Source organism: Roseateles sp. UC29_93, from assembly GCF_042695725.1.
Classification (GTDB): Bacteria; Pseudomonadota; Gammaproteobacteria; order Burkholderiales; family Burkholderiaceae_C; genus Roseateles; species Roseateles noduli_A.
Window position 1 is genome coordinate 5,331,886 of the sequence record NZ_CP170545.1, and the last position, 17,491, is coordinate 5,349,376.

The window sequence follows — 17,491 nt, forward strand, 5'->3', positions numbered from 1 at the left end:
GACTCGCCGCCACCGCGCACGCCCAGGACGCCCGCCCCGCCGCCGCGTCGGCCGCGGTCGCCCCGCTGCGCACCGTGCAGAGCTTCGACGCGATCGCCGATCCGAAGGAGCGCTCGCGGGCGATCTTCGTCGAGGCCGGCCGCGTCATCCAGAGTCCGCGCTGCGTGGAACTGCCACCCCTCCGGCGACCGGCCGCTGCAGGGTCAGGGCGTGCAGACGCGGCTGCACGCCCCAACGTCACGCGTGGTGCGGACGGCAAGGGCGTGCCGGCGCTGCGCTGCTCGAGCTGCCACCAGGCGAAGAACAACGACGCGTCCGGCGTGCCCGGTCATGCGATGTGGCACGTCGCGCCGCGCGAGATGGCCTGGCAGAACCTGTCGCTCGGCGAGATCTGCGAGCAGATCAAGGATCCCGCGCGCAACGGCAAGCGCACGCTGGCGCAGATCCACGAGCACATGGCGCACGACACGCTGGTCGGCTGGGCGTGGATGCCCGGCGCGCAGCGCGAGCCGGCGCCGGGGACGCAGGCTCAGTTCGGGGAACTGGTCGACGCCTGGATCAAGACCGGCGCCTTCTGCCCGGCGAAGTGACCCGGCGCGCGCGGCCTCCGCGAAGGCGGTCCGTGCTGTCTGGGCTGCCGTCTGAGCCGCCGCAGTCCGGGCCGTCGGGTCCGCCTGTGCCAGGAGCGCCGACTCCTGCGGCGGTCGGGCCGTCAGCCCGCTGCGAGCGGCGATCGCGACGGCCTCGGTGCGCGCGCCCGCGCCGACCTTGCTGAGGATCGCGCGCACATGCGTCTTGACGGTGGCGCCGGTGATGCCCAGCCGCTGCGAGATGTCCTTGTTCGACGCGCCGGTGGACATCGCGACCAGCACGTCCATCTCGCGCTTGGTGAGCCGGTCCTGGGTCAGGCTGCGCGCGAGCTTGGGCGCCAGCTCGACGGACACGAACTGCACGCCGAGCATGACCGCGTCGACCGCCTCGACCAGTTGCTCGGGGCGGCGTCGCTGCAGCGGTAGCCGTGCACGCCGGCCTCCATCGCGGCGCGGACGTCCACTCGCGGTCCATCGCGGTCAGGACGAGGATGCGCGGACATCGGCCGCCGGGATGACCGCCGGGCCGCCGCGCCGCCTGGCGCGCGGTCAGCGCCAGCGCCAGCGCGCTGGTGTAGTCGGCGATGAGGACGTCGCATCGTTCGGGCGACTCGCCGACACGATCCGCACCGCGTGCGACAGGCTGCAGATCGAGGCCGCCAGGTCGGCGCGGCGGCTCGGCGCCGCCGCGCATCCCGCGCAGGTCGGGCTTCCTCGTGGACGATCTGGACGAAGGTCGGTCCAAGATGGGACATGGTCGCGCACCTCGTTGTGCTGGGCGGGTGACCCCCGGTGCTCGAAGGCCACTCCGCGAGACTCCCCACTGTGGGGGCCACTGTAGACCCGCGATCAGCGGTACCGCAACCATCCCGAACACCCGACGCGGGGACACGCCATGAACGCAGAGGCCTCGCACCACTCGCTGGAAACCCGCCGCCATCAGATGTATCCGCGGCTGAGTGCCTGCGACATGGCGCGCATGCAACGCTTCAGCACGCCGCAGACCTTCCAGCCCGGCCAGACGCTGCTCAGCGCGGGCAGGCCCGGCCCGGGGCTCTACCTGATCCTCGCCGGCACGGTGGACGTGTGTCATCGCGACGGCATGGGCAACACCACGCCGCTGGTGCAGCGCACGCGGGGCGACTTACGGGCGAGCTGGCGGCGATGTCGGCAAGCCGTCGCTGGTCGATGCGATCGCGGTGGACGCGGTCGAGACGCTGCTGCTGCCGCCGAGCCGACTGCGCGCGCTGATCATCGCGGAGGCCGACCTCGGCGAGCGCCTGGTGCGGGCGATGATCCTGCGCCGCGTGGGCCTGATCGAATCGGGGGCGAGCGGGCCGGTGCTGATCGGCCGCCCCACTTCGGCCGCGCTGCTGCGGCTGCAGAGCTTCCTGCACAGCAACGGCGAGCCGTATCGCGTGGTCGACGTCGCGCAGGACGCAGCGGCGGCCGCCTTGATCGAGGAATACGGCGCCGCGCCGGGCGACGTGGTCGCCGTCTGCCCGGACGGCGCGGTGCTGGTGAATCCGCCCGAGGCGACGCTGGCGCGCTGCATCGGCATGGTGGACACGACGCCGCGCGAGGAGCTCTTCGACGTCGCCATCGCCGGCGCCGGTCCCGCGGGGCTGGCGACGGCGGTGTACGCCGCGTCGGAGGGGCTGCGCGTGGTCGTGCTCGACCGCCGCGCCTATGGCGGCCAGGCGGGCAACAGCGCGCGGATCGAGAACTACCTCGGCTTCCCGACCGGCATCTCCGGCGGCGCGCTGACCGGTCGCGCCTGCGTGCAGGCCGAGAAGTTCGGCGCCGAGCTGCTGATTCCCACCGAGGTCAATCGCTGGACTGCGCCCGCGAAGGGCCGGAGGGCGAGCTGCTCATCGCCCTGACCGACGGCCGCAAGCTGCGCGCACGCACCGCGGTCATCGCCAGCGGTGCCCGCTACCGCCGGCTGGCGGTGCCGCGCCTGAACGATTTCGAGGGCCGCGGCATCTGGTACTGGGCCTCGGCGCTGGAGGCGCCGCTGTGCATGGGCAGCGAGGTGGTGCTGGTCGGCGGCGGCAACTCGGCGGGACAGGCGGCGGTCTTCCTGTCCGAACACGCCTCGCGCGTGCACGTGCTGGTGCGGGGGCCGGGTCTTGCCGACAGCATGTCGCGCTACCTGATCGACCGCATCGAGGCGACCTCCAACATCGCGCTGCGCCCCTACACGGAGATCACCGAGCTGCACGGCGATCCGCTGCGCGGGCTGGAGGCGGTGACCTGGCGCTGCGCCCGCACGGGCACCGAGTCGCGCCAGGACACGCGCAACGTCTTCCTGTTCGTCGGCGCCGAGCCGGAGACGGATTGGCTGGCGGGCTGCCCGGTGTTGTCCGACGCCAAAGGCTTCGTGCTGACCGGGGCGGACGTGCGACGTGCGCAGCGGCGGGCGGACCCAACCCTGGCCGCAGACCTGGAGTGGCAGATCGAGAGCGGCCCGGCGGCGCTGGAATCGAGCGTGCCGGGCGTGTTCGCGGTGGGCGACGTGCGCTCCGGCTCGGTGAAGCGGGTCGGCGGCGCGATCGGCGAAGGGGCGGCGGTCGTCGCACAGATTCATCAATGTCTGGCGAGAATGCGACTCCGGAGGTCCCCATGATCCTTGAAGTCGCCCCGCTCCCCGTCCGCGCCGGCCACGAGGCCGCGTTCGAAGCCGCGTTCCTGCAGGCGCAGGCCATCCTCTCCGCCATGCCCGGCTACCTGGGGCACGAGCTCCAGCGCTGCGTGGAGCGGCCGGGCGAGTACCTCCTGCTCGTCCACTGGCGCACGCTCGAGGACCACGAAATCGGCTTCCGCAAGTCGCCGCAGTACCAGGACTGGCGCGCGCTGCTGCACCACTTCTACGACCCGTTCCCGGTGGTGTCGCACTACGAGTCGGTGGCCGGCGCGGCGGGATGAGCGGCGCTGGGCCCGCTTCCCCCGCCGCGCACTCGCACTCGCACGCGTGCTCGCGCATCCGCACTCAGTTGTTGCCAGACTTCACCAGCGCGGCCCCGCGCAGTCCGTAAACTCCCGTCCCTGCCCCGTCCGCGCTCCGCCTGAAGCCCCATGCCCCACCTGACCCTCATCGCCGCCCTCGACCGCATGCGCGGCATCGGCCGCGACAACGAACTGCTGGTCCGCCTGCCCGAGGACATGGCGCGCTTCAAGGCGCTCACGATCGGGCACACGGTCATCATGGGACGCAAGACCTGGGACTCGATCCCCGCGAAGTTCCGGCCGCTCGTGCAGCGCCGCAACCTCGTGCTGTCGCGGCAGCCGGGGCTCGTGCTCGACGGCGCGGAGGTCTTCGCGACCCTGGACGCGGCGCTCGCCGCCTGCTCGGCCGACGAGGCCGTGTTCGTCATGGGCGGTGCCCAGGTCTACGAACTCACCCTGCCCCGCGCCGACGCCCTGGAACTCACCGAGATCGACGCCGCCTTCCAGGCCGACGCGTTCTTCCCCGCCGTCGACCCGCAGGTCTTCGCCGAGCTGCGCAGAGAGCGCCACCACAGCCCCGCCGATCGCGGCCACGACTGGCACTACGACTTCGTGCGCTACGAGCGCCGACGCTGACGCCCACACCCCGACGCCTGCCGCGGCCGTCCTGGCGCCTCGGCCGTCCACCCCGACTTCCTCATCGACTTCCACATTCCGAACCCCATGTCCGGCAACCATTTCCACGTCCACGGTCCGCACGACCACGAACTCGAACACGCCGCGCAGCACGAGCCCCACGGGCTCGCCGGCCAGCTGGCGGTGATCACCGCCGTCCTCGCCACGCTGGGCGCGTGCTTCTCGTACATGGGCGGCGCCACGCAGGCCAACGCCGGCCTGTTCAAGAACAACGCCGCGATCACCAAGACCGAGGCCGCCAACCGCTGGAATTACTTCCAGGCCAAGAGCAGCAAGCAGAACCTGGCCGAGTTCGCGCTCGACCTGACCCCCAGCGAGGAGCAGCGGGCCAAGTACCGCGAGAAGATCGCCCGCTACGAGACCGAGAAGAACGACATCAAGGCGCAGGCCGAGAAGCTCGAGGCCGAGTCCGCCGCGTGGGACCACAAGAGCGACGAGCAGTTGCACCTCCACCATCGCTGGGCGCAGGCGACGACGGCCTTGCAGGTCGCCATCGCGCTGGCCGCGATCGCGCTGCTGACCAAGCGCCGCTGGATGGAGTTCGCCACGCTGGGCGCCGGCGCGATCGGCATCGGCCTGGGCATCGCCGCGTGGCTGCACGTCTGATCGCAGGTCGCACCACACGGGCGATCGCGACCCCCACCGCCGGGGGAGATCACTCAAGTTCCTGAGCGCCCGGCCGATAGCGAAGGGATCACCGCCACGCCATCAGAGCACCGCGGGATTGCCGCCAGGGAGGCGCTTCGCAATGACCCTCATCACCTCGACCGGCGCGAGCGTGCTCGACCGCATCGCCGCGAGCCGCACGGCGTCGACGTACCGCCCCGCGGGCGTGTCGGCGCAGGCGGCCAGCGCCGCCGCCAGGACCGCGGCTTCCGCGTCCTCGGCGTCTGCCGCCTCGTCCGCCCCCACGCGCCTGACGCTCGACGCAGCGGCCGCCGGCGACCTCGTCTACGCGAAGCCGAAGACGCCAGGGTTCGGCCCCCCAGCGCTTCTGGGCCCATGCGCGCGACGACAGCCTCAGCGAACTCATGACCCGCAACAGCGGCAAGGACGCCGTCACCTTGTCCGACCGCTGGCGCGGGCTCGGCAGCGGCTTGCTGAAGCAGTTGGCGGACACCGGCACGGCGTACAAGCAGACGCTCGCCGACTACGTGCCGCCCGCCGACGGCGTCAGCGCGATGGACGGCGCCAGCGGCAGCGAAGCCGCCGCGGCGGCCGCGGCGCTCCAGGAACAGGCCATCGGTGGCGTCAGCACGAACGCCGCCGAGGTGAACCTCAAGATCCAGACGCGCTCCGGCCAGACCGTCGAGCTCACGATCGGCGTCAACAGCGGCGACCAGGGCGGCACGCGCGGCCTGCAGGTCGAGGTCAAGAGCTCGGGCGCGCTCAGCAGCGCGGAGCGCAAGGCGCTCGCCGAGCTGGGCGACGGACTCGACCGCGCCCTCGAAGGCCTGGGCGAAGGCGCACCCACGCTCGACCTGTCCGGACTGATGGCCTTCGACCGCGGCGGCGTGCTGTCCGGGCTCGATCTGAAGGTCGAGAACCCGAACGCGCCGGCCGACGTGCCCGGCGTGATGCGGGTGTTCTCGCTGCATCTGGGCACGGACACGAAGTCGGTGTCGATGCGCACCACCAGCGGCGAAATGAACCTGGAGGTCGACGCCACGCCGCCCAAGGGCGGCGTCAACAACGGGCAGCGCTCGTCCGCCATCGATCAGTTGCTGAAGCAGATCGATGCGGCCGCCGACCGCGGCCACGCCGACGCCGCCATGACGAAGTCGTTCAAGGACGCGTTCCAGCAACTGCAGGCACCGCCGGTCGATGGCGAGGTGTCGAGCGCCGTGCCCGTCGGCGCGAACGACGCCGCGAAGCCCACCGCCATCGCCGTCAACACGACGGCAGCGAAAGCCGCCGAGGCGGACGACGCCGCCGCGGCCCCGCCGCCGATGAGTGACGGGCTGCGATCGCAGGTGCAGTCGCTGCAGAGCGGCCTGGCGGACTTCAAGGCGGACTTCAGCGCCGACTCGCAGCGCACCAGCCGCATCGGGAGCATCAAGGAAGCCGGCCACGCCGACTACCGGATCGGCCAGACCACCACCGAGCGTCCGAACACGGTGACCGGCGGCCGCGCGATCACGCAGACGCAGACCGAGGAGATGGACGCCCACTTCGAGAAGTCGCGCACCTTCACGCTCGACCGTGACAACGGCAACTACGACGCCTCCACGGTCAAGGACAGCAAGACTGTCACGACGCTGATCGACACGGTGAAGGACTCGCTCTCGCGCGCCCTGCGCAAGACCGACGAGCAGCGGCTCAAGACCTTCACGCAGGTCGAGAACTTCAAGGCGACGGCGCACAACGAGTGGCCCTCGCAGCGCAGCGTCACGGAACGTCTGCGCTGAGCCGGATCTCCTCGGCGTCAGCCGGACGCCGCCCGAAACCCGGCGGCGTCCCAGGCGACCCGCATCGCACGGGCGCGCTGACGCAGTTCCGCGGCGGAGATCCCCGGCGTGTACAGCGACGACCCCGATCCTGCACCGCTGGCCCCGGCTTCCCGGAAGCTGCCCAGATTGTCCCGACCGATGCCGCCCACGCCGAACATCGGCGTCCCGTCCGGAAACACCGCGCGCCACGCCCGGATCGCCGCCGGTCCCAGGGTATCGGCCGGGAAGAGCTTGAGCGCATCCGCCCCCGCCGCCAGCGCGGCGAAGCCCTCGGTGGGCGTGGCCACGCCCGGCATCGATCGCAGGCCCATCGCCTTGCTGCGGCGGACCACGCCCGGATTCACATTGGGCGACAGCACCAGTCGTCCGCCGGCCTGCTGGACCCGGGCCACGTCGTCGACATCGAGCACCGTGCCCGCACCGATCTCCGCCTCCGGCCCGAAGCGCCGGGCCAGCAGTTCGATGCTCTCCAGCGGACGAGGCGAATTCAGCGGGACCTCGATGATCCTGATGCCGTGCTCCAGCAGGATCTCGCCGACCGCCAGCACGTCGTCGGGGAGCACGCCCCGCAGGATCGCGATCAGGCCGTTCATGCGGCGGCCTCCACCAGCCCGGCCAGCACCGCGATGCGCCACTGGCCGCGTGCCGTGGCGTCGGCCGGCGCCGGTGCCGCCACCGTGCCGGCGCGGCGCAATACCCGCTCATAACGCGCGCACAGGTCGGGCTCGCCCAGCAGCTTGATGCCGCCTTGTGGCCAGTAGGCCAGCGCGCTGCCGACCTCCGCGCCGATCAGCAGGCCCGACAGGAAATCCGGCAGGCCCTCGGGCGGCACACGGCCCAACAGGCTGGCTGCGCGGGCGGAAAACAGCGCCACGGACAGGCGGTCGTACTGCGCCAGCCCCAGCGCCGCGCCTTCGTCGAAGCAGTCGAGCCGCTCCCCGTCGAAGCGCATCAGCTTGGCCAGCATGCCGTGCCGGGTCAGCAGCGCGTACAGCTCGCCGGTCAGGCTCGTCTCGAAGCTGGTGACCCGGCCCCAACCGTCCAGCCTGGCCCACTTGCTGTGCGTGCCCGGCAGCAGGCAGCACGCGGGATCGCCCGGCTCCAGGCCCCAGAGCTGGGTCTCCTCGCCCCGCATCACGTCCTCCTGCCCCGACGGGGACTGGCACCGCAAGCCGGGCACGATGTGCAGCTCCGCCCCGTCCGACAGCGTCACCTTCACCAACGCGCCCGCGGCATCCAGGGCCGTCGCGGGGCACTTCAGGTAAGGCGCCTCCACCCATCCTTCACGGGCGCCGATCATGCCGTTGGCGATGAGCGGTACCCGGCTCCCCCGGAGCCAACCGCCACACAACGCCCGCAGCGCCGATTCGAACGAGCGTTCCCGCAGGTTCAGCAAGCCTTGCGCGCTGGAGCGGATCTCCACCACCTTCCCTTGCCGGTCGAACAGGCGCGCCCGCAGATTGGAAGAACCCCAGTCCAAGGTGATCAAGGCCGTGGATTCCATGTCGCCCCCTGAAGTTTCACTAATTGGAACTATAGCCAGCTTCGGGGCGACCGAAAGGCGAAATGCCTACAATCGCGCGATTCAAAAGTTCCGGGGAGCGGAAGACAGGACATGTCAACGGGAGATCGATCCGCCAACGGTCAACAGGGTCTCGGGGTCCTGGAAAAGGCGATGGGCCTGCTCAACATCGTGTCCGCCAAGCGGGCGCCGATGACCTTCACCGACCTGTTGCGCGCCTCGTCGCTGCCCAAGGCCACGCTGCACCGGATCCTGGGCACGCTGGTGCGGGAAGGCCTGCTGCGCCACGACCCCTACAACAGGAGCTTCCAGCTCGGGTTCCGGCTGCTCGAACTGGCCCACGAGGTCTGGAGCGATTTCGACCTGCGGCTGGCCGCCCAGGACGCGCTGGTGCGGCTGCGCGACAAACTGGGCGAATCGGTGCAGCTCTCCGTGCTGAACGGCCAGCAGGTCGTCGTGGTGGCCAGCGAGCAGGCGGGCCGCGACGTCGCGCCCGTGTCCAGCGTCGGCGTGCGGCTGCCGGTCCACGCCACCGCGGCGGGCAAGGCCATCGCCGCCGACCTCGATCCGCTGCGGCTGCGCCACCTGCTGGAGAACCTGGACTTCCACGCGTTCACGACGAACACGCTGCGCGACGCGGCCGGCCTCCAGGGCGACCTGGCGCTGGCGCGGGCGCGGGGGTATGCCGTGGATGAAGGCGAGTTCGACGAGACCAGCGTCTCCGTCGCCGCGCCGATCTTCGACTACGAGGGGCGCCCGATCGGCGCCCTGTCCGTGACCGGACCGGCATCCCGCCTGGGCGGCGCCCGCGCCCACAGCCTGAGCGCGGCGCTGATCGCCACCGCGCGGGGCATCTCCACGCCGCCGCCGGCGACGCCACGACGATCGCGATGTCCGGCAGGCCCGCGCCCGCCGCGCCGCCGGTCGACGTGCGCTGCATCAACGAGACGCGGGCGCTGCTCGGCGAAGGCCCCATGTGGTCGCCGCGGGACAACGCGCTGTATTGGGTCGACATCCTCACGCCGTCGGTGCACACCCACCGCGCGTCCGGCGGCGTCAATACCGAGATCAAGCTGGGCACCATGGCCAGCGTCGTCATCCCCAAGGCCACCGGCGGCCTGCTGGTGGCGACGCCGGGCGGACTGATGACGCTGGATCCGGACACCAAACGCATGAGCCTGCTGAGCCATCCCGAGGCCGACCGCCCCGGCAACCGCTACAACGACGGCAAATGCGACCGTCGCGGCAGGCTCTGGGTCGCCTCGATGGACATGGGCACGGCGGCCAATCGCGGCAGCCTGTTCCGCGTCGACGCGGACGGCTCATGGAAGCGGATGGACACCGGCTTCACCGTGCCCAACGGCCTGGGATGGAGCCCGGACGACCGCAAGATGTACTTCACCGACACCTATCGCCGGACGATCTACCAGTACGACTTCGACCTCCTGTCCGGGACGATCGCCAATCGCCGCGAACTCATCGTCTTCGGTGCCGACGACGGCCGGCCGGACGGCCTCACGGTCGACGACGCCGGCTGCCTCTGGGTGGCACTGTGGGACGCGTGGCACATCGCGCGCTTCTCCCCGGACGGCCGCGAGATGCATCGCATCCGCATGCCCGTACCCCGCCCCACCAGCTGCTGCTTCGGCGGCGCCAGCCTGGAGACGCTGTATGTCACCAGCGCTTCCGTGCGCCTGAGCGAGGAGGCGCTGGCCAACGCGCCCTTGTCGGGCTCGCTGTTCGCGCTGGAGATTCCCGACGTGCGGGGACTGCCCGAAGCCACGTTCGCGGGCTGACGGACTTGCGGCTCCCCGAGGGCTGACCAAGACGCAGGACTCGCCGTCGGCGACCTGCGGATCCACGCCCTGGATCACGGGGAGGAAACCGAAGGTCCGGCGCACGCCCTGGCGTTCAAGCCTCGCCATGGGGGCTCTCCTGGGTGGCCTCGGGGTGGTCGACGATGTCGAGACAATCAGCGCGTTCGGCGCGTTCGACGGGCTCGGGGCGCTCGGGCGGCGGCTCGATCGGCGATCGCCCCCACCAGCCGCGGATGCGGGTGGACAGCAGCGCGCTCGCGGCCATCGAGGTCAGCCCACCGTCCACCACCAGGTCGGTGCCGGTGATGAAGGACGCTTCATCGGACGCCAGGAACAGGACCGCGGAGGCGACGTCCGCGGGCGTGCCGATGCGCCCCGCCGGATAGCACTCGCGATTGAGCCGCATGTCGCGTTCGGTGGCGCCGCGCAAGGTCCGCTCGGTGGCGATCAAGGCCGGCGACACCGCGTTGCAGCGGATGCCGCGGGGGCCGTACTCGACCGCGATCTGCTTGGTCAGCGCGTGCACGCCGCCCTTGGCCGCGGTGTAGGCTGCCAGGCCCGGATTGGCCACGATCTGGTGGATGGACGCCAGGTTGACGATGGCGCCGCCCCCGCTGGCCAGCATCGCAGGAATGGCGCCGCGGCAGAAGCGGAACGTGGCGCCCAGCGCGGAGTCCAGCGTGGCGGCCCAGTCCTCATCGCTGCAGTCGACGACGCTGCGCTCGCGGTACGACACCGCGTTGTTCACCAGCAGATGCAGCCCGCCGAAGCAGTCGCGCGCATGACGCAGCGCCTCGTCCACCGTGCGTTGCGCGTGCGCGTCGCGGCACAGCAGATGCACGGCGCTGGTATCCAGACCCCGCAGCGCATCACGGGCAGCGACTTCATCCCATTCCACCGCCACCACGCGGGCGCCTTCGCGCACGAAGCGCCGCAGCACGGCCCGTCCGATGCCGTGTCCGACGCCGGTGACGATCGCGACCTTGCCTTCAAGCCTCATGATTTGACCGCTCCGCGCCGTGACTCCGCCTCAAAGGTTCCATTTAATGGAACTCTATCGACGGCGCGATTCTGCCATTCGCACAAGTTTGAAGATTCAGGGGTTAACCCTTCACCCTCCCGCCGCGGACTGCCGGCCCCAAGACAAGCGACAGGCGTGTTGCCCGTCTGGCCCGTCGGGCCTGTGTTGGCGATGGAGGTGCGATCAAGGGGTGACAATCAGGCCCATCCCTCTCGCCTGAACTCCGACGCGCGGCCCACCGCGCTCCGCCCGCCCATGAAATTCGCCACCTGGAACGTCAACTCCCTGGCCGTGCGCCTGCCGCAACTGCTCGACTGGCTGGCCGCCAATCCCGTGGATGCGCTCGTGCTGCAGGAGACCAAGCTCACCGACGACAAGTTCCCGACGATGGAGATCGGCGACGCCGGCTACCAGGTCCAGTGGTTCGGTCAGAAGACCTACAACGGCGTGGCCCTGCTGAGCCGGACGCCGGCTCAGGACGTGGTCAAGAACATCACCGGCTATGCCGACGAGCAGGCGCGGCTGATCGCGGGAACGGTGGGCGATGTGCGCGTGATCGGCGCCTACTTCCCGAACGGCCAGGCGCTGGACAGCGACAAGTTCGTCTACAAGATGGCCTGGCTGGACGGCCTGCGCGCCTGGCTCGCCACCGAGATGCAGCAGCACGAGAAGCTGGTGCTGATGGGCGACTTCAACATCGCCCCCGAGGACCGCGACTGCTATGACCCGGCCGCCTTCGTCGGCCAGACGCACACCTCTCCGCAGGAGCGCGCGCACTTCCAGGCGCTGATCGACATGGGGCTCACCGACGCCTACCGGATGTTCGAGCAGCCGCCCAAGAGTTACAGCTGGTGGGACTACCGGATGCTGGGCTTCCAGAAGAACAAGGGCCTGCGCATCGACCACATCCTGGTGAGCGCGGCGCTGAAGTCCAGGGTCACCGCCTGCACGATCGACCGGCAGATGCGCAAGCTGCCCAAGCCGAGCGACCACGCGCCGGTGATCGTCACGATCGACTGAGCCCCCTGCCGGAGCGCTGCGCGCCGGTCAGTCCGGCGCGAGCTCGCCGCGCATCAACGCGGCGCATTCGTCGAGCAACGCATGCAGGCGCTGCACGCGTTCGTCGCCGAGGCGCTCGTTCAGCGAGAGCTGCGCGCGCTTCCATGTCGCCTTCATCTGTCTGCGCCGCGCGTGGCCCTCTTCCGTCGCCTGCAGCTGTCGGCTGCGCGCGTCCGCGCCAGGCAGTGTCTCCACCAGGCCCAAGGCCTGGAGCGGCTGCACGTTGCGCGACAGCGTCGAGAGATCGATGTCCATGCGCCGCGCGAGCTCGCTCGGCTGGATCGGCCCCAGCACCACGATGTGCGACAGCAGCGCGTACTGCGTCGTGGTCAGGCCGGACTCGGCGAACTGCGCCTCGCAGTGGTTGGACACCAGCCGCGTCACCTGACGCAGCTTGAAGTTGGTACAGCCCTTGGGCGAGATCGGCTCCGCCTGCGTCTGCGAAGGCGTTGTCTTCGAGGGAGAGACGGAAGCGCTCATTGGAGTGATCTCTCAAGGTGTCGCCGGGAGGCTTGACAGCGGAAGATTGTAGCTGCAACCATTGCAGCCACAAGCTTTCACCCAGGCCCACCGCCACAGGACTCCATCATGAGCGCAGCACTGACACCCTCGCCCACCGCCTCATCCGTCGTGTCCCACGACGAAGCGCTGGCCCAATGGCAGGCGGAAGAGAAGGAGGTTCGCGCCCGGCTCCGCCCAGAACACGGCGTGGCCACGATGGCCGAGATCGCCGGCATGGATGGTCTGGAGCAGATGCTGGCGATGCTCGACGGCAAGCTCCCGCCGCCGCCGATCGCGCAGACGCTGGACTTCACGCTGCTGCGTGCGAGCAAGGGCGAGGTGGTTTTCCAGGGCACGCCGAAGTTCCGGCACTACAACCCGATGGGCACGGTGCACGGCGGCTGGTACGCGACGCTGCTCGATTCGGCGCTGGGCTGCGCGGTGCATACGACGATGGACGTGGGTCGCGCCTACACGACGCTCGAACTGAAGATCAACCTTGTTCGCGCGCTCAACGAGAAGGTGCCGGTCGTGCGCGCCATCGGCCGCGTGCGTCACGTCGGCCGCCAGATGGCGACCGCCGAGGCCGATCTGATTGGCCACGACGGCAAGTTGTATGCACACGCCAGCACCACGTGCCTGGTATTCGACCCCCCGAAGCGCTAAGCCCGTTGCCGCTCACCCGCCCCGTGGGGGCGGGCCGGGGTGGGGTGACTTCTGCCCCGCCCGCTTGGAGGGCGGGGATGGGGTGGGAGCGAAACGATAAAGAGGGCTTCCAGAGCCTCCTTCACCGGGTGATTTCAAGCGCGCAGCGCGCTGGCCTCCTTGGCCAGTTGCGTGATGCGGGCCCAATCGCCCGCCTTCACCGCATCCGCCGGCGTCAGCCACGAGCCGCCGCAGACCTTCACGTTTGGCAGCGCCAGGAAGTCCGGCGCCGTCTGCACCGTGATGCCGCCCGTCGGGCAGAACGCGACGTCCGGGAACGGGCCCGCCAGGGCCTTCAACAGGCTCGTGCCGCCGACGGCGGTGGCCGGGAACAGCTTCAGGAAGCGGAAGCCGGCGTCGCTGGCCATCATCACCTCGCTGGCCGTCGACACGCCCGGCAGCAGCGGCAGGAAATGCGCCGAGCAGGCCCCCGCCACATCCATCGTGAAGCCGGGACTGACGGCGAAGCTGGCGCCGGCCTTCTTCGCGGCGATGGCATCGGCCGAGGTGCGCAGCGTGCCGGCGCCGACGAGCGCCTCCGGCACCTCGCGCGCGATCGCGGCGATCGCCTCGAGCGCCACCGGCGTGCGCAGCGTCACCTCCAGCACCTTCACGCCGCCCGCCACCAGCGCGCGGGCCAGCGGCACCGCGTCCTCGACGCGGTCGATGACGATGACCGGAATGACCGGGCCGTGTTCGGCCAGGCTCAGGGTGTCCTTGATGGCAGTCATGTGAGTGTCCTTTTAGTCGAAATCAGTGGGCGTTGAGCTCGGCCTCACAGCCAGCTGATCGCGCCCTCCTCCGCCGTCGTCACGTTGCGCCGCATGCCGGCGAAGAGCTCACGGCCCAGGCCGGCGCCGTTCTCGATCACCGCATCGGCGGTGATCTGCGCCAGCTCGCGGCGATCCCATTCGGCGGCCGGCACCAGCGCGCTCAGCACGCCGGTGTTGGCGCAGACGCGCACCAGATCGCCGTCGCGCAGCGTGGCCAACGGACCGCCGGCCAGCGCCTCGGGGCTCACGTGGATCGCGGCCGGCACCTTGCCCGACGCGCCGCTCATGCGCCCGTCCGTCACCAGCGCCACCTTGAAGCCCTTGCCCTGCAGCACCGCCAGCGGCGGCGTCAGCTTGTGCAGCTCCGGCATGCCGTTGGCCTGAGGCCCCTGGAAGCGGACCACGACCACCACGTCGCGCTCCAGTTCGCCGGCCTTGAACGCGGCCTGCATCGCTTCCTGGCTGTCGAAGATGCGCGCCGGTGCCTCGACCGTGTGCCGGTCCTCCGGCACCGCGGACACCTTGATCACCGCGCGGCCCAGGTTGCCCGCCAGCAGCTTCAATCCGCCGGTCGGCGAGAACGGCGCGGCGGCCGTGCGCACGACGGTGTCGTCGCCGCTCTTGGCCGGCAGGTCGGTCCACGTGACCGAGCCGTCGTCCGCACGATGCGGCAGGCGTCCGAAGGCGCTCAGGTTCTGACCCGACACCGACGTCAGCACATCGCCATGCATCAGCCCGGCGCCGATCAGCTCCTTGATCACGAAGCCCGGACCGCCGGCGGCCTGGAACTGGTTCACGTCGGCGCTGCCGTTCGGGTACACGCGCGACAGCAGCGGCACGACGCCCGACAGCTCGGAGAAGTCGCTCCAGTCGATCAGGATCCCCGCGGAGCGCGCCACGGCGACCCAGTGGATCAGGTGGTTCGTCGAGCCGCCCGTGGCCAGCAGCGCGGCCATCGCGTTGACGATGCTGCGCTCGTCGACCATGCGGCCGATCGGCGTGTAGTCGCGCTGCGGAATGATCTTCAGCGCCTGACGCACCGCTTCGCGGGTCAGCGCCTCGCGCAGGCCATCGTGCGGATGGACGAAGGCCGCGCCCGGCACGTGCAGGCCCATCGCCTCCAGCAGCATCTGGTTGCTGTTGGCCGTGCCGTAGAAGGTGCAGGTGCCCGCGCCGTGATAGGCCTGGGACTCGGCCTGCAGCAGCTCGTCGCGGCCCACCTTGCCTTGCGCGTAGAGTTCGCGCACCTTGGCCTTGTCGTTGTTGGACAGCCCCGAGCTCATCGGCCCCGCCGGCACGAACACGCAGGGCAGATGCCCGAAGTGCAGCGCGCCGATCAACAGACCGGGCACGATCTTGTCGCAGATGCCCAGCAGCAGCGCCGCGTCGAACACATCGTGCGACAGCGCCACCGCCGTGCCCATCGCGATCGTGTCGCGCGAGAACAGGCTGAGCTCCATGCCCGGCGTGCCCTGCGTGACGCCGTCGCACATCGCCGGCACGCCGCCGGCGACCTGCGCGGTCGCGCCCAGGCGATGGACCTCGTCGCGGATGATGCCCGGGTAGGTCTCATACGGCTGGTGCGCCGACAGCATGTCGTTGTAGGCCGTGACGATGCCGAGATGCGGCGCCTTCTCCGCCACGATGCGCAGCTTGTCGTTGGCCGGCATCGCGGCCACCGCATGCGCCACGTTCGCGCAGCCCAGGCGTTGCACGCCGCGCTGCCGACCCGCCATGCGCTCGATCAGGTCCAGATAGCGCTCGCGCGACGCGGCGCTGCGCGCCTTGATCCGCGCGGTGACATCCAGAATGGTCTTGTTCATGCCGACTGCCGATGTAACTCGGCCAGGGTTAGATTGGTAACCATATTACACGCCCCAGAGCGTGTGTGGCCCTCCCTGGCCGGTTTCCCGGGTACAAGGTGGTTACAGAAACAGGGCGCACGCCACACCTTCGCGGCAGGCCACGTACCCGACGCGGGCGGCCGGTATGGCAGCATTCGATTCATGATTCACGACCCCCTTGCGGAAGCCCGCCTGGAAGACCTGCCCGCCCACAGCCAGCAACTGCTGGAAGTGGCGGAACGCACCTGGGACCGCGAGCACGGCCTGATGATGTTCGCTTATGGCTCCCTGATGTGGAACCCTGGTTTTGACCCTGCGCAGACGCTGGTGGCCAGGGTCCAGGGGTATCACCGCGCGCTGCGGTTGCGCTCGCTGGTGAACCGCGGCAGCACCGAGCAGCCCGGCCTGGTGATGACGCTGCTGTCGGGCGGCAGTTGCCGGGGCTTGATGTACCGCGTCGAACCCAAGGACAGCGAGGCGACGCTGCGTCGCCTGTGGCTGCGCGAGATGGTGGTCGGCACCTACGTGCCGCGTTGGCTGGACTGTCATTGCGCCGACGGTCTGGGCACACGCAAGGCGCTGGCCTTCACGCTGTCGCGACGCAGTCCGGGCTGGGTGGGCGATATCGCCGACGACCGGTTGCTGCACATCCTGCGCCACGCGCGTGGCCGTTACGGCACGACGCTCGATTACCTGCAGCGTGCCGTGACCTGCCTGCGGGAGCATGGCATCCGCGATCGCGCGTTGGAACGGCAGCTGGCGCTGGCCCGTTCGAACGGTCTCTGAGACCGATGGCAGGATGGCTTCGGAGCCGCCCGATCGAGGCCCGCCTCAGCCCAGGGACCGCAGGCCTTCGCTGCTCGGACGTGGCTTCGACGGATCGACGGCCAGGCGCTGCAGGTCCTCGACGGTGTCGACGTCGATGAGCACCCCCGGATCGTCGACGTCCACGGCCTGTGCCGGATAACGCGCCAGCAGCCGGCGCGCGCCCTCGTCGCCTTGCAGGCTGGTGAGCTCGGAGAAGAGTTCCGCGTTGAACCCCACCGGATGTCCGCGCCGTCCGCGGTGCTGGGCATACGCGATCGGATCGTGCTCGATCGCCTGCGCGACGGCCGTCAAGGTGGTCGACCGCACCATCGGCATGTCCGCGGGCAGGATCAGCCAGCCGGGCGCGTCCCCGGTTGCGGCCACGCCGGCCGCGATCGAATGCCCCATGCCCAGCGGCGCGGGGCGCCCGAGGCGGTCCTGGTCGGGCAGCACCAGCATGTCGCGCGAGGCCACATGGCGTCGGACCAGAGGCGCCAACGCGGTCGAGGTCACCACGAGCATCGGCAGGCCGGAGGCCATCGTCTGGCGCAAGGTCAGCGCCAGCACGGTATCTCCGTTCAAGACCTGTTCCAGCTTGTGGCCCTCGCCGCGAAAGCGCTGGCCGCGCCCTGCCGCGAGCACGACGACGGCGGGTCGTCGCTGATTCATGCGAACTTCCTTCTGGTTTGGTTCCGATCCCCCTGGGCCGGCTCTGTGGCGCGGCTGGATGGGAGCAAGCATGCCTGTGGCGCGAAAG

Annotated in this window: 18 protein-coding genes and 2 pseudogenes; 11 read left to right on the forward strand and 9 right to left on the reverse strand. The window is 70.3% G+C overall.

Annotated features, from left to right (window positions below; translation table 11 throughout):
* Positions 1–203: 203 nt before the first annotated feature.
* Positions 204–878: a response regulator transcription factor gene (locus tag ACFJIX_RS24750; protein ID WP_377161950.1), complete on the reverse strand. Its 675-nt coding sequence runs from the start codon at positions 876–878 to the stop codon at positions 204–206.
* Between ACFJIX_RS24750 and ACFJIX_RS24755 the strand changes: the two genes are divergently transcribed.
* From ACFJIX_RS24755 to ACFJIX_RS24775, 5 genes and pseudogenes are all read left to right on the forward strand, one after another.
* Positions 789–1,016: a hypothetical protein gene (locus tag ACFJIX_RS24755; protein WP_377162118.1), complete on the forward strand. Its 228-nt coding sequence runs from the start codon at positions 789–791 to the stop codon at positions 1,014–1,016. The two genes, ACFJIX_RS24750 and ACFJIX_RS24755, sit on opposite strands and share 90 nt — an antisense overlap.
* A gap of 469 nt (positions 1,017–1,485) precedes the next feature.
* Positions 1,486–3,219: pseudogene (locus ACFJIX_RS24760) on the forward strand (FAD-dependent oxidoreductase).
* Entirely contained in the window at positions 3,216–3,518 is a 303-nt protein-coding gene (locus ACFJIX_RS24765; protein ID WP_377155291.1) for an antibiotic biosynthesis monooxygenase family protein, read from the forward strand. The pseudogene ACFJIX_RS24760 and the gene ACFJIX_RS24765 overlap by 4 nt, the downstream one beginning before the upstream one ends.
* A 150-nt stretch (positions 3,519–3,668) precedes the next feature.
* Positions 3,669–4,175 (forward strand): dihydrofolate reductase, encoded by a 507-nt coding sequence (locus ACFJIX_RS24770; protein ID WP_377155292.1) that lies wholly within the window; start codon positions 3,669–3,671, stop codon positions 4,173–4,175.
* An 87-nt stretch (positions 4,176–4,262) separates the two neighbouring features.
* Positions 4,263–4,841 carry a DUF4337 domain-containing protein gene (locus ACFJIX_RS24775; protein WP_377155293.1) on the forward strand — a complete coding sequence of 193 codons (579 nt, stop codon included), beginning with the start codon at positions 4,263–4,265 and terminating at the stop codon, positions 4,839–4,841.
* A 102-nt stretch (positions 4,842–4,943) separates the two neighbouring features.
* Here ACFJIX_RS24775 and ACFJIX_RS24780 read toward each other — a convergent pair whose 3' ends face one another.
* Entirely contained in the window at positions 4,944–5,147 is a 204-nt protein-coding gene (locus ACFJIX_RS24780) for a hypothetical protein (protein WP_377155294.1), read from the reverse strand.
* Between the two features lie 119 nt (positions 5,148–5,266).
* On the opposite strand from ACFJIX_RS24780, the gene ACFJIX_RS24785 reads away from it, so the two are divergent.
* Entirely contained in the window at positions 5,267–6,643 is a 1,377-nt protein-coding gene (locus tag ACFJIX_RS24785) for a hypothetical protein (RefSeq protein ID WP_377155295.1), read from the forward strand.
* A 17-nt stretch (positions 6,644–6,660) separates the two neighbouring features.
* Here the strand turns inward: ACFJIX_RS24785 and ACFJIX_RS24790 are convergent, their stop codons facing one another.
* Together ACFJIX_RS24790 and ACFJIX_RS24795 are read right to left on the reverse strand one after the other, a co-directional pair.
* Positions 6,661–7,278, reverse strand: coding sequence for a 2-dehydro-3-deoxy-6-phosphogalactonate aldolase (locus ACFJIX_RS24790; protein ID WP_377155296.1), 618 nt, complete (start codon positions 7,276–7,278; stop codon positions 6,661–6,663).
* Positions 7,275–8,174 (reverse strand): 2-dehydro-3-deoxygalactonokinase, encoded by a 900-nt coding sequence (locus tag ACFJIX_RS24795; protein WP_377155297.1) that lies wholly within the window; start codon positions 8,172–8,174, stop codon positions 7,275–7,277. The genes ACFJIX_RS24790 and ACFJIX_RS24795 overlap by 4 nt, the downstream gene beginning before the upstream one ends.
* Positions 8,175–8,399: 225 nt before the next feature.
* On the opposite strand from ACFJIX_RS24795, the pseudogene ACFJIX_RS24800 reads away from it, so the two are divergent.
* Both ACFJIX_RS24800 and ACFJIX_RS24805 read left to right on the forward strand, forming a co-directional pair.
* A pseudogene (locus tag ACFJIX_RS24800) lies at positions 8,400–9,008 on the forward strand (IclR family transcriptional regulator); the annotation flags it as partial.
* Between the two features lie 173 nt (positions 9,009–9,181).
* Positions 9,182–10,003, forward strand: a complete 822-nt coding sequence (locus ACFJIX_RS24805; protein WP_377155299.1) for an SMP-30/gluconolactonase/LRE family protein — start codon at positions 9,182–9,184, stop codon at positions 10,001–10,003.
* A gap of 115 nt (positions 10,004–10,118) precedes the next feature.
* Here ACFJIX_RS24805 and ACFJIX_RS24810 read toward each other — a convergent pair whose 3' ends face one another.
* Positions 10,119–11,024 (reverse strand): SDR family NAD(P)-dependent oxidoreductase, encoded by a 906-nt coding sequence (locus tag ACFJIX_RS24810; RefSeq protein ID WP_377155300.1) that lies wholly within the window; start codon positions 11,022–11,024, stop codon positions 10,119–10,121.
* Between the two features lie 276 nt (positions 11,025–11,300).
* Between ACFJIX_RS24810 and xth the strand changes: the two genes are divergently transcribed.
* Positions 11,301–12,065 carry an exodeoxyribonuclease III gene (gene xth / locus ACFJIX_RS24815; RefSeq protein WP_377155301.1) on the forward strand — a complete coding sequence of 255 codons (765 nt, stop codon included), beginning with the start codon at positions 11,301–11,303 and terminating at the stop codon, positions 12,063–12,065.
* Positions 12,066–12,092: 27 nt separating this feature from the next.
* Here the strand turns inward: xth and ACFJIX_RS24820 are convergent, their stop codons facing one another.
* Positions 12,093–12,584: a MarR family winged helix-turn-helix transcriptional regulator gene (locus ACFJIX_RS24820; protein WP_377155302.1), complete on the reverse strand. Its 492-nt coding sequence runs from the start codon at positions 12,582–12,584 to the stop codon at positions 12,093–12,095.
* Positions 12,585–12,692: 108 nt separating this feature from the next.
* Between ACFJIX_RS24820 and ACFJIX_RS24825 the strand changes: the two genes are divergently transcribed.
* Positions 12,693–13,271 (forward strand): PaaI family thioesterase, encoded by a 579-nt coding sequence (locus ACFJIX_RS24825; protein WP_377155303.1) that lies wholly within the window; start codon positions 12,693–12,695, stop codon positions 13,269–13,271.
* Positions 13,272–13,405: 134 nt separating this feature from the next.
* Here ACFJIX_RS24825 and ACFJIX_RS24830 read toward each other — a convergent pair whose 3' ends face one another.
* Together ACFJIX_RS24830 and edd are read right to left on the reverse strand one after the other, a co-directional pair.
* Entirely contained in the window at positions 13,406–14,041 is a 636-nt protein-coding gene (locus ACFJIX_RS24830; protein ID WP_377155304.1) for a bifunctional 4-hydroxy-2-oxoglutarate aldolase/2-dehydro-3-deoxy-phosphogluconate aldolase, read from the reverse strand.
* 44 nt (positions 14,042–14,085) lie between these two features.
* The gene (edd, locus tag ACFJIX_RS24835; protein WP_377155305.1) at positions 14,086–15,906 is read right to left on the reverse strand and encodes a phosphogluconate dehydratase; all 1,821 of its coding nucleotides are present in this window, start codon (positions 15,904–15,906) and stop codon (positions 14,086–14,088) included.
* Positions 15,907–16,089: 183 nt separating this feature from the next.
* On the opposite strand from edd, the gene ACFJIX_RS24840 reads away from it, so the two are divergent.
* Positions 16,090–16,713, forward strand: coding sequence for a gamma-glutamylcyclotransferase (locus tag ACFJIX_RS24840; protein WP_377155306.1), 624 nt, complete (start codon positions 16,090–16,092; stop codon positions 16,711–16,713).
* 45 nt (positions 16,714–16,758) lie between these two features.
* Here ACFJIX_RS24840 and ACFJIX_RS24845 read toward each other — a convergent pair whose 3' ends face one another.
* Entirely contained in the window at positions 16,759–17,403 is a 645-nt protein-coding gene (locus ACFJIX_RS24845) for an NTP transferase domain-containing protein (protein WP_377155307.1), read from the reverse strand.
* Between the last annotated feature and the right edge of the window lie 88 nt (positions 17,404–17,491).

What these genes read in the sequence shown, in the direction of transcription:
- ACFJIX_RS24755 (WP_377162118.1), top strand. Translation starts at nt 789, where the DNA reads ATGCGTCTTGACGGTGGCGCCGGTGATGCCCAGCCGCTGCGAGATGTC.
- ACFJIX_RS24785 (WP_377155295.1), top strand. Translation starts at nt 5,267, where the DNA reads ATGACCCGCAACAGCGGCAAGGACGCCGTCACCTTGTCCGACCGCTGG.
- ACFJIX_RS24770 (WP_377155292.1), top strand. Translation starts at nt 3,669, where the DNA reads ATGCCCCACCTGACCCTCATCGCCGCCCTCGACCGCATGCGCGGCATC.
- ACFJIX_RS24775 (WP_377155293.1), top strand. Translation starts at nt 4,263, where the DNA reads ATGTCCGGCAACCATTTCCACGTCCACGGTCCGCACGACCACGAACTC.
- xth (WP_377155301.1), top strand. Translation starts at nt 11,301, where the DNA reads ATGAAATTCGCCACCTGGAACGTCAACTCCCTGGCCGTGCGCCTGCCG.
- ACFJIX_RS24830 (WP_377155304.1), bottom strand. Translation starts at nt 14,041, where the DNA reads ATGACTGCCATCAAGGACACCCTGAGCCTGGCCGAACACGGCCCGGTC.
- ACFJIX_RS24805 (WP_377155299.1), top strand. Translation starts at nt 9,182, where the DNA reads ATGTGGTCGCCGCGGGACAACGCGCTGTATTGGGTCGACATCCTCACG.
- ACFJIX_RS24810 (WP_377155300.1), bottom strand. Translation starts at nt 11,024, where the DNA reads ATGAGGCTTGAAGGCAAGGTCGCGATCGTCACCGGCGTCGGACACGGC.
- ACFJIX_RS24790 (WP_377155296.1), bottom strand. Translation starts at nt 7,278, where the DNA reads ATGAACGGCCTGATCGCGATCCTGCGGGGCGTGCTCCCCGACGACGTG.
- ACFJIX_RS24825 (WP_377155303.1), top strand. Translation starts at nt 12,693, where the DNA reads ATGAGCGCAGCACTGACACCCTCGCCCACCGCCTCATCCGTCGTGTCC.
- ACFJIX_RS24765 (WP_377155291.1), top strand. Translation starts at nt 3,216, where the DNA reads ATGATCCTTGAAGTCGCCCCGCTCCCCGTCCGCGCCGGCCACGAGGCC.
- ACFJIX_RS24845 (WP_377155307.1), bottom strand. Translation starts at nt 17,403, where the DNA reads ATGAATCAGCGACGACCCGCCGTCGTCGTGCTCGCGGCAGGGCGCGGC.
- ACFJIX_RS24750 (WP_377161950.1), bottom strand. Translation starts at nt 878, where the DNA reads ATGGACGTGCTGGTCGCGATGTCCACCGGCGCGTCGAACAAGGACATC.
- edd (WP_377155305.1), bottom strand. Translation starts at nt 15,906, where the DNA reads ATGAACAAGACCATTCTGGATGTCACCGCGCGGATCAAGGCGCGCAGC.
- ACFJIX_RS24820 (WP_377155302.1), bottom strand. Translation starts at nt 12,584, where the DNA reads ATGAGCGCTTCCGTCTCTCCCTCGAAGACAACGCCTTCGCAGACGCAG.
- ACFJIX_RS24840 (WP_377155306.1), top strand. Translation starts at nt 16,090, where the DNA reads ATGATTCACGACCCCCTTGCGGAAGCCCGCCTGGAAGACCTGCCCGCC.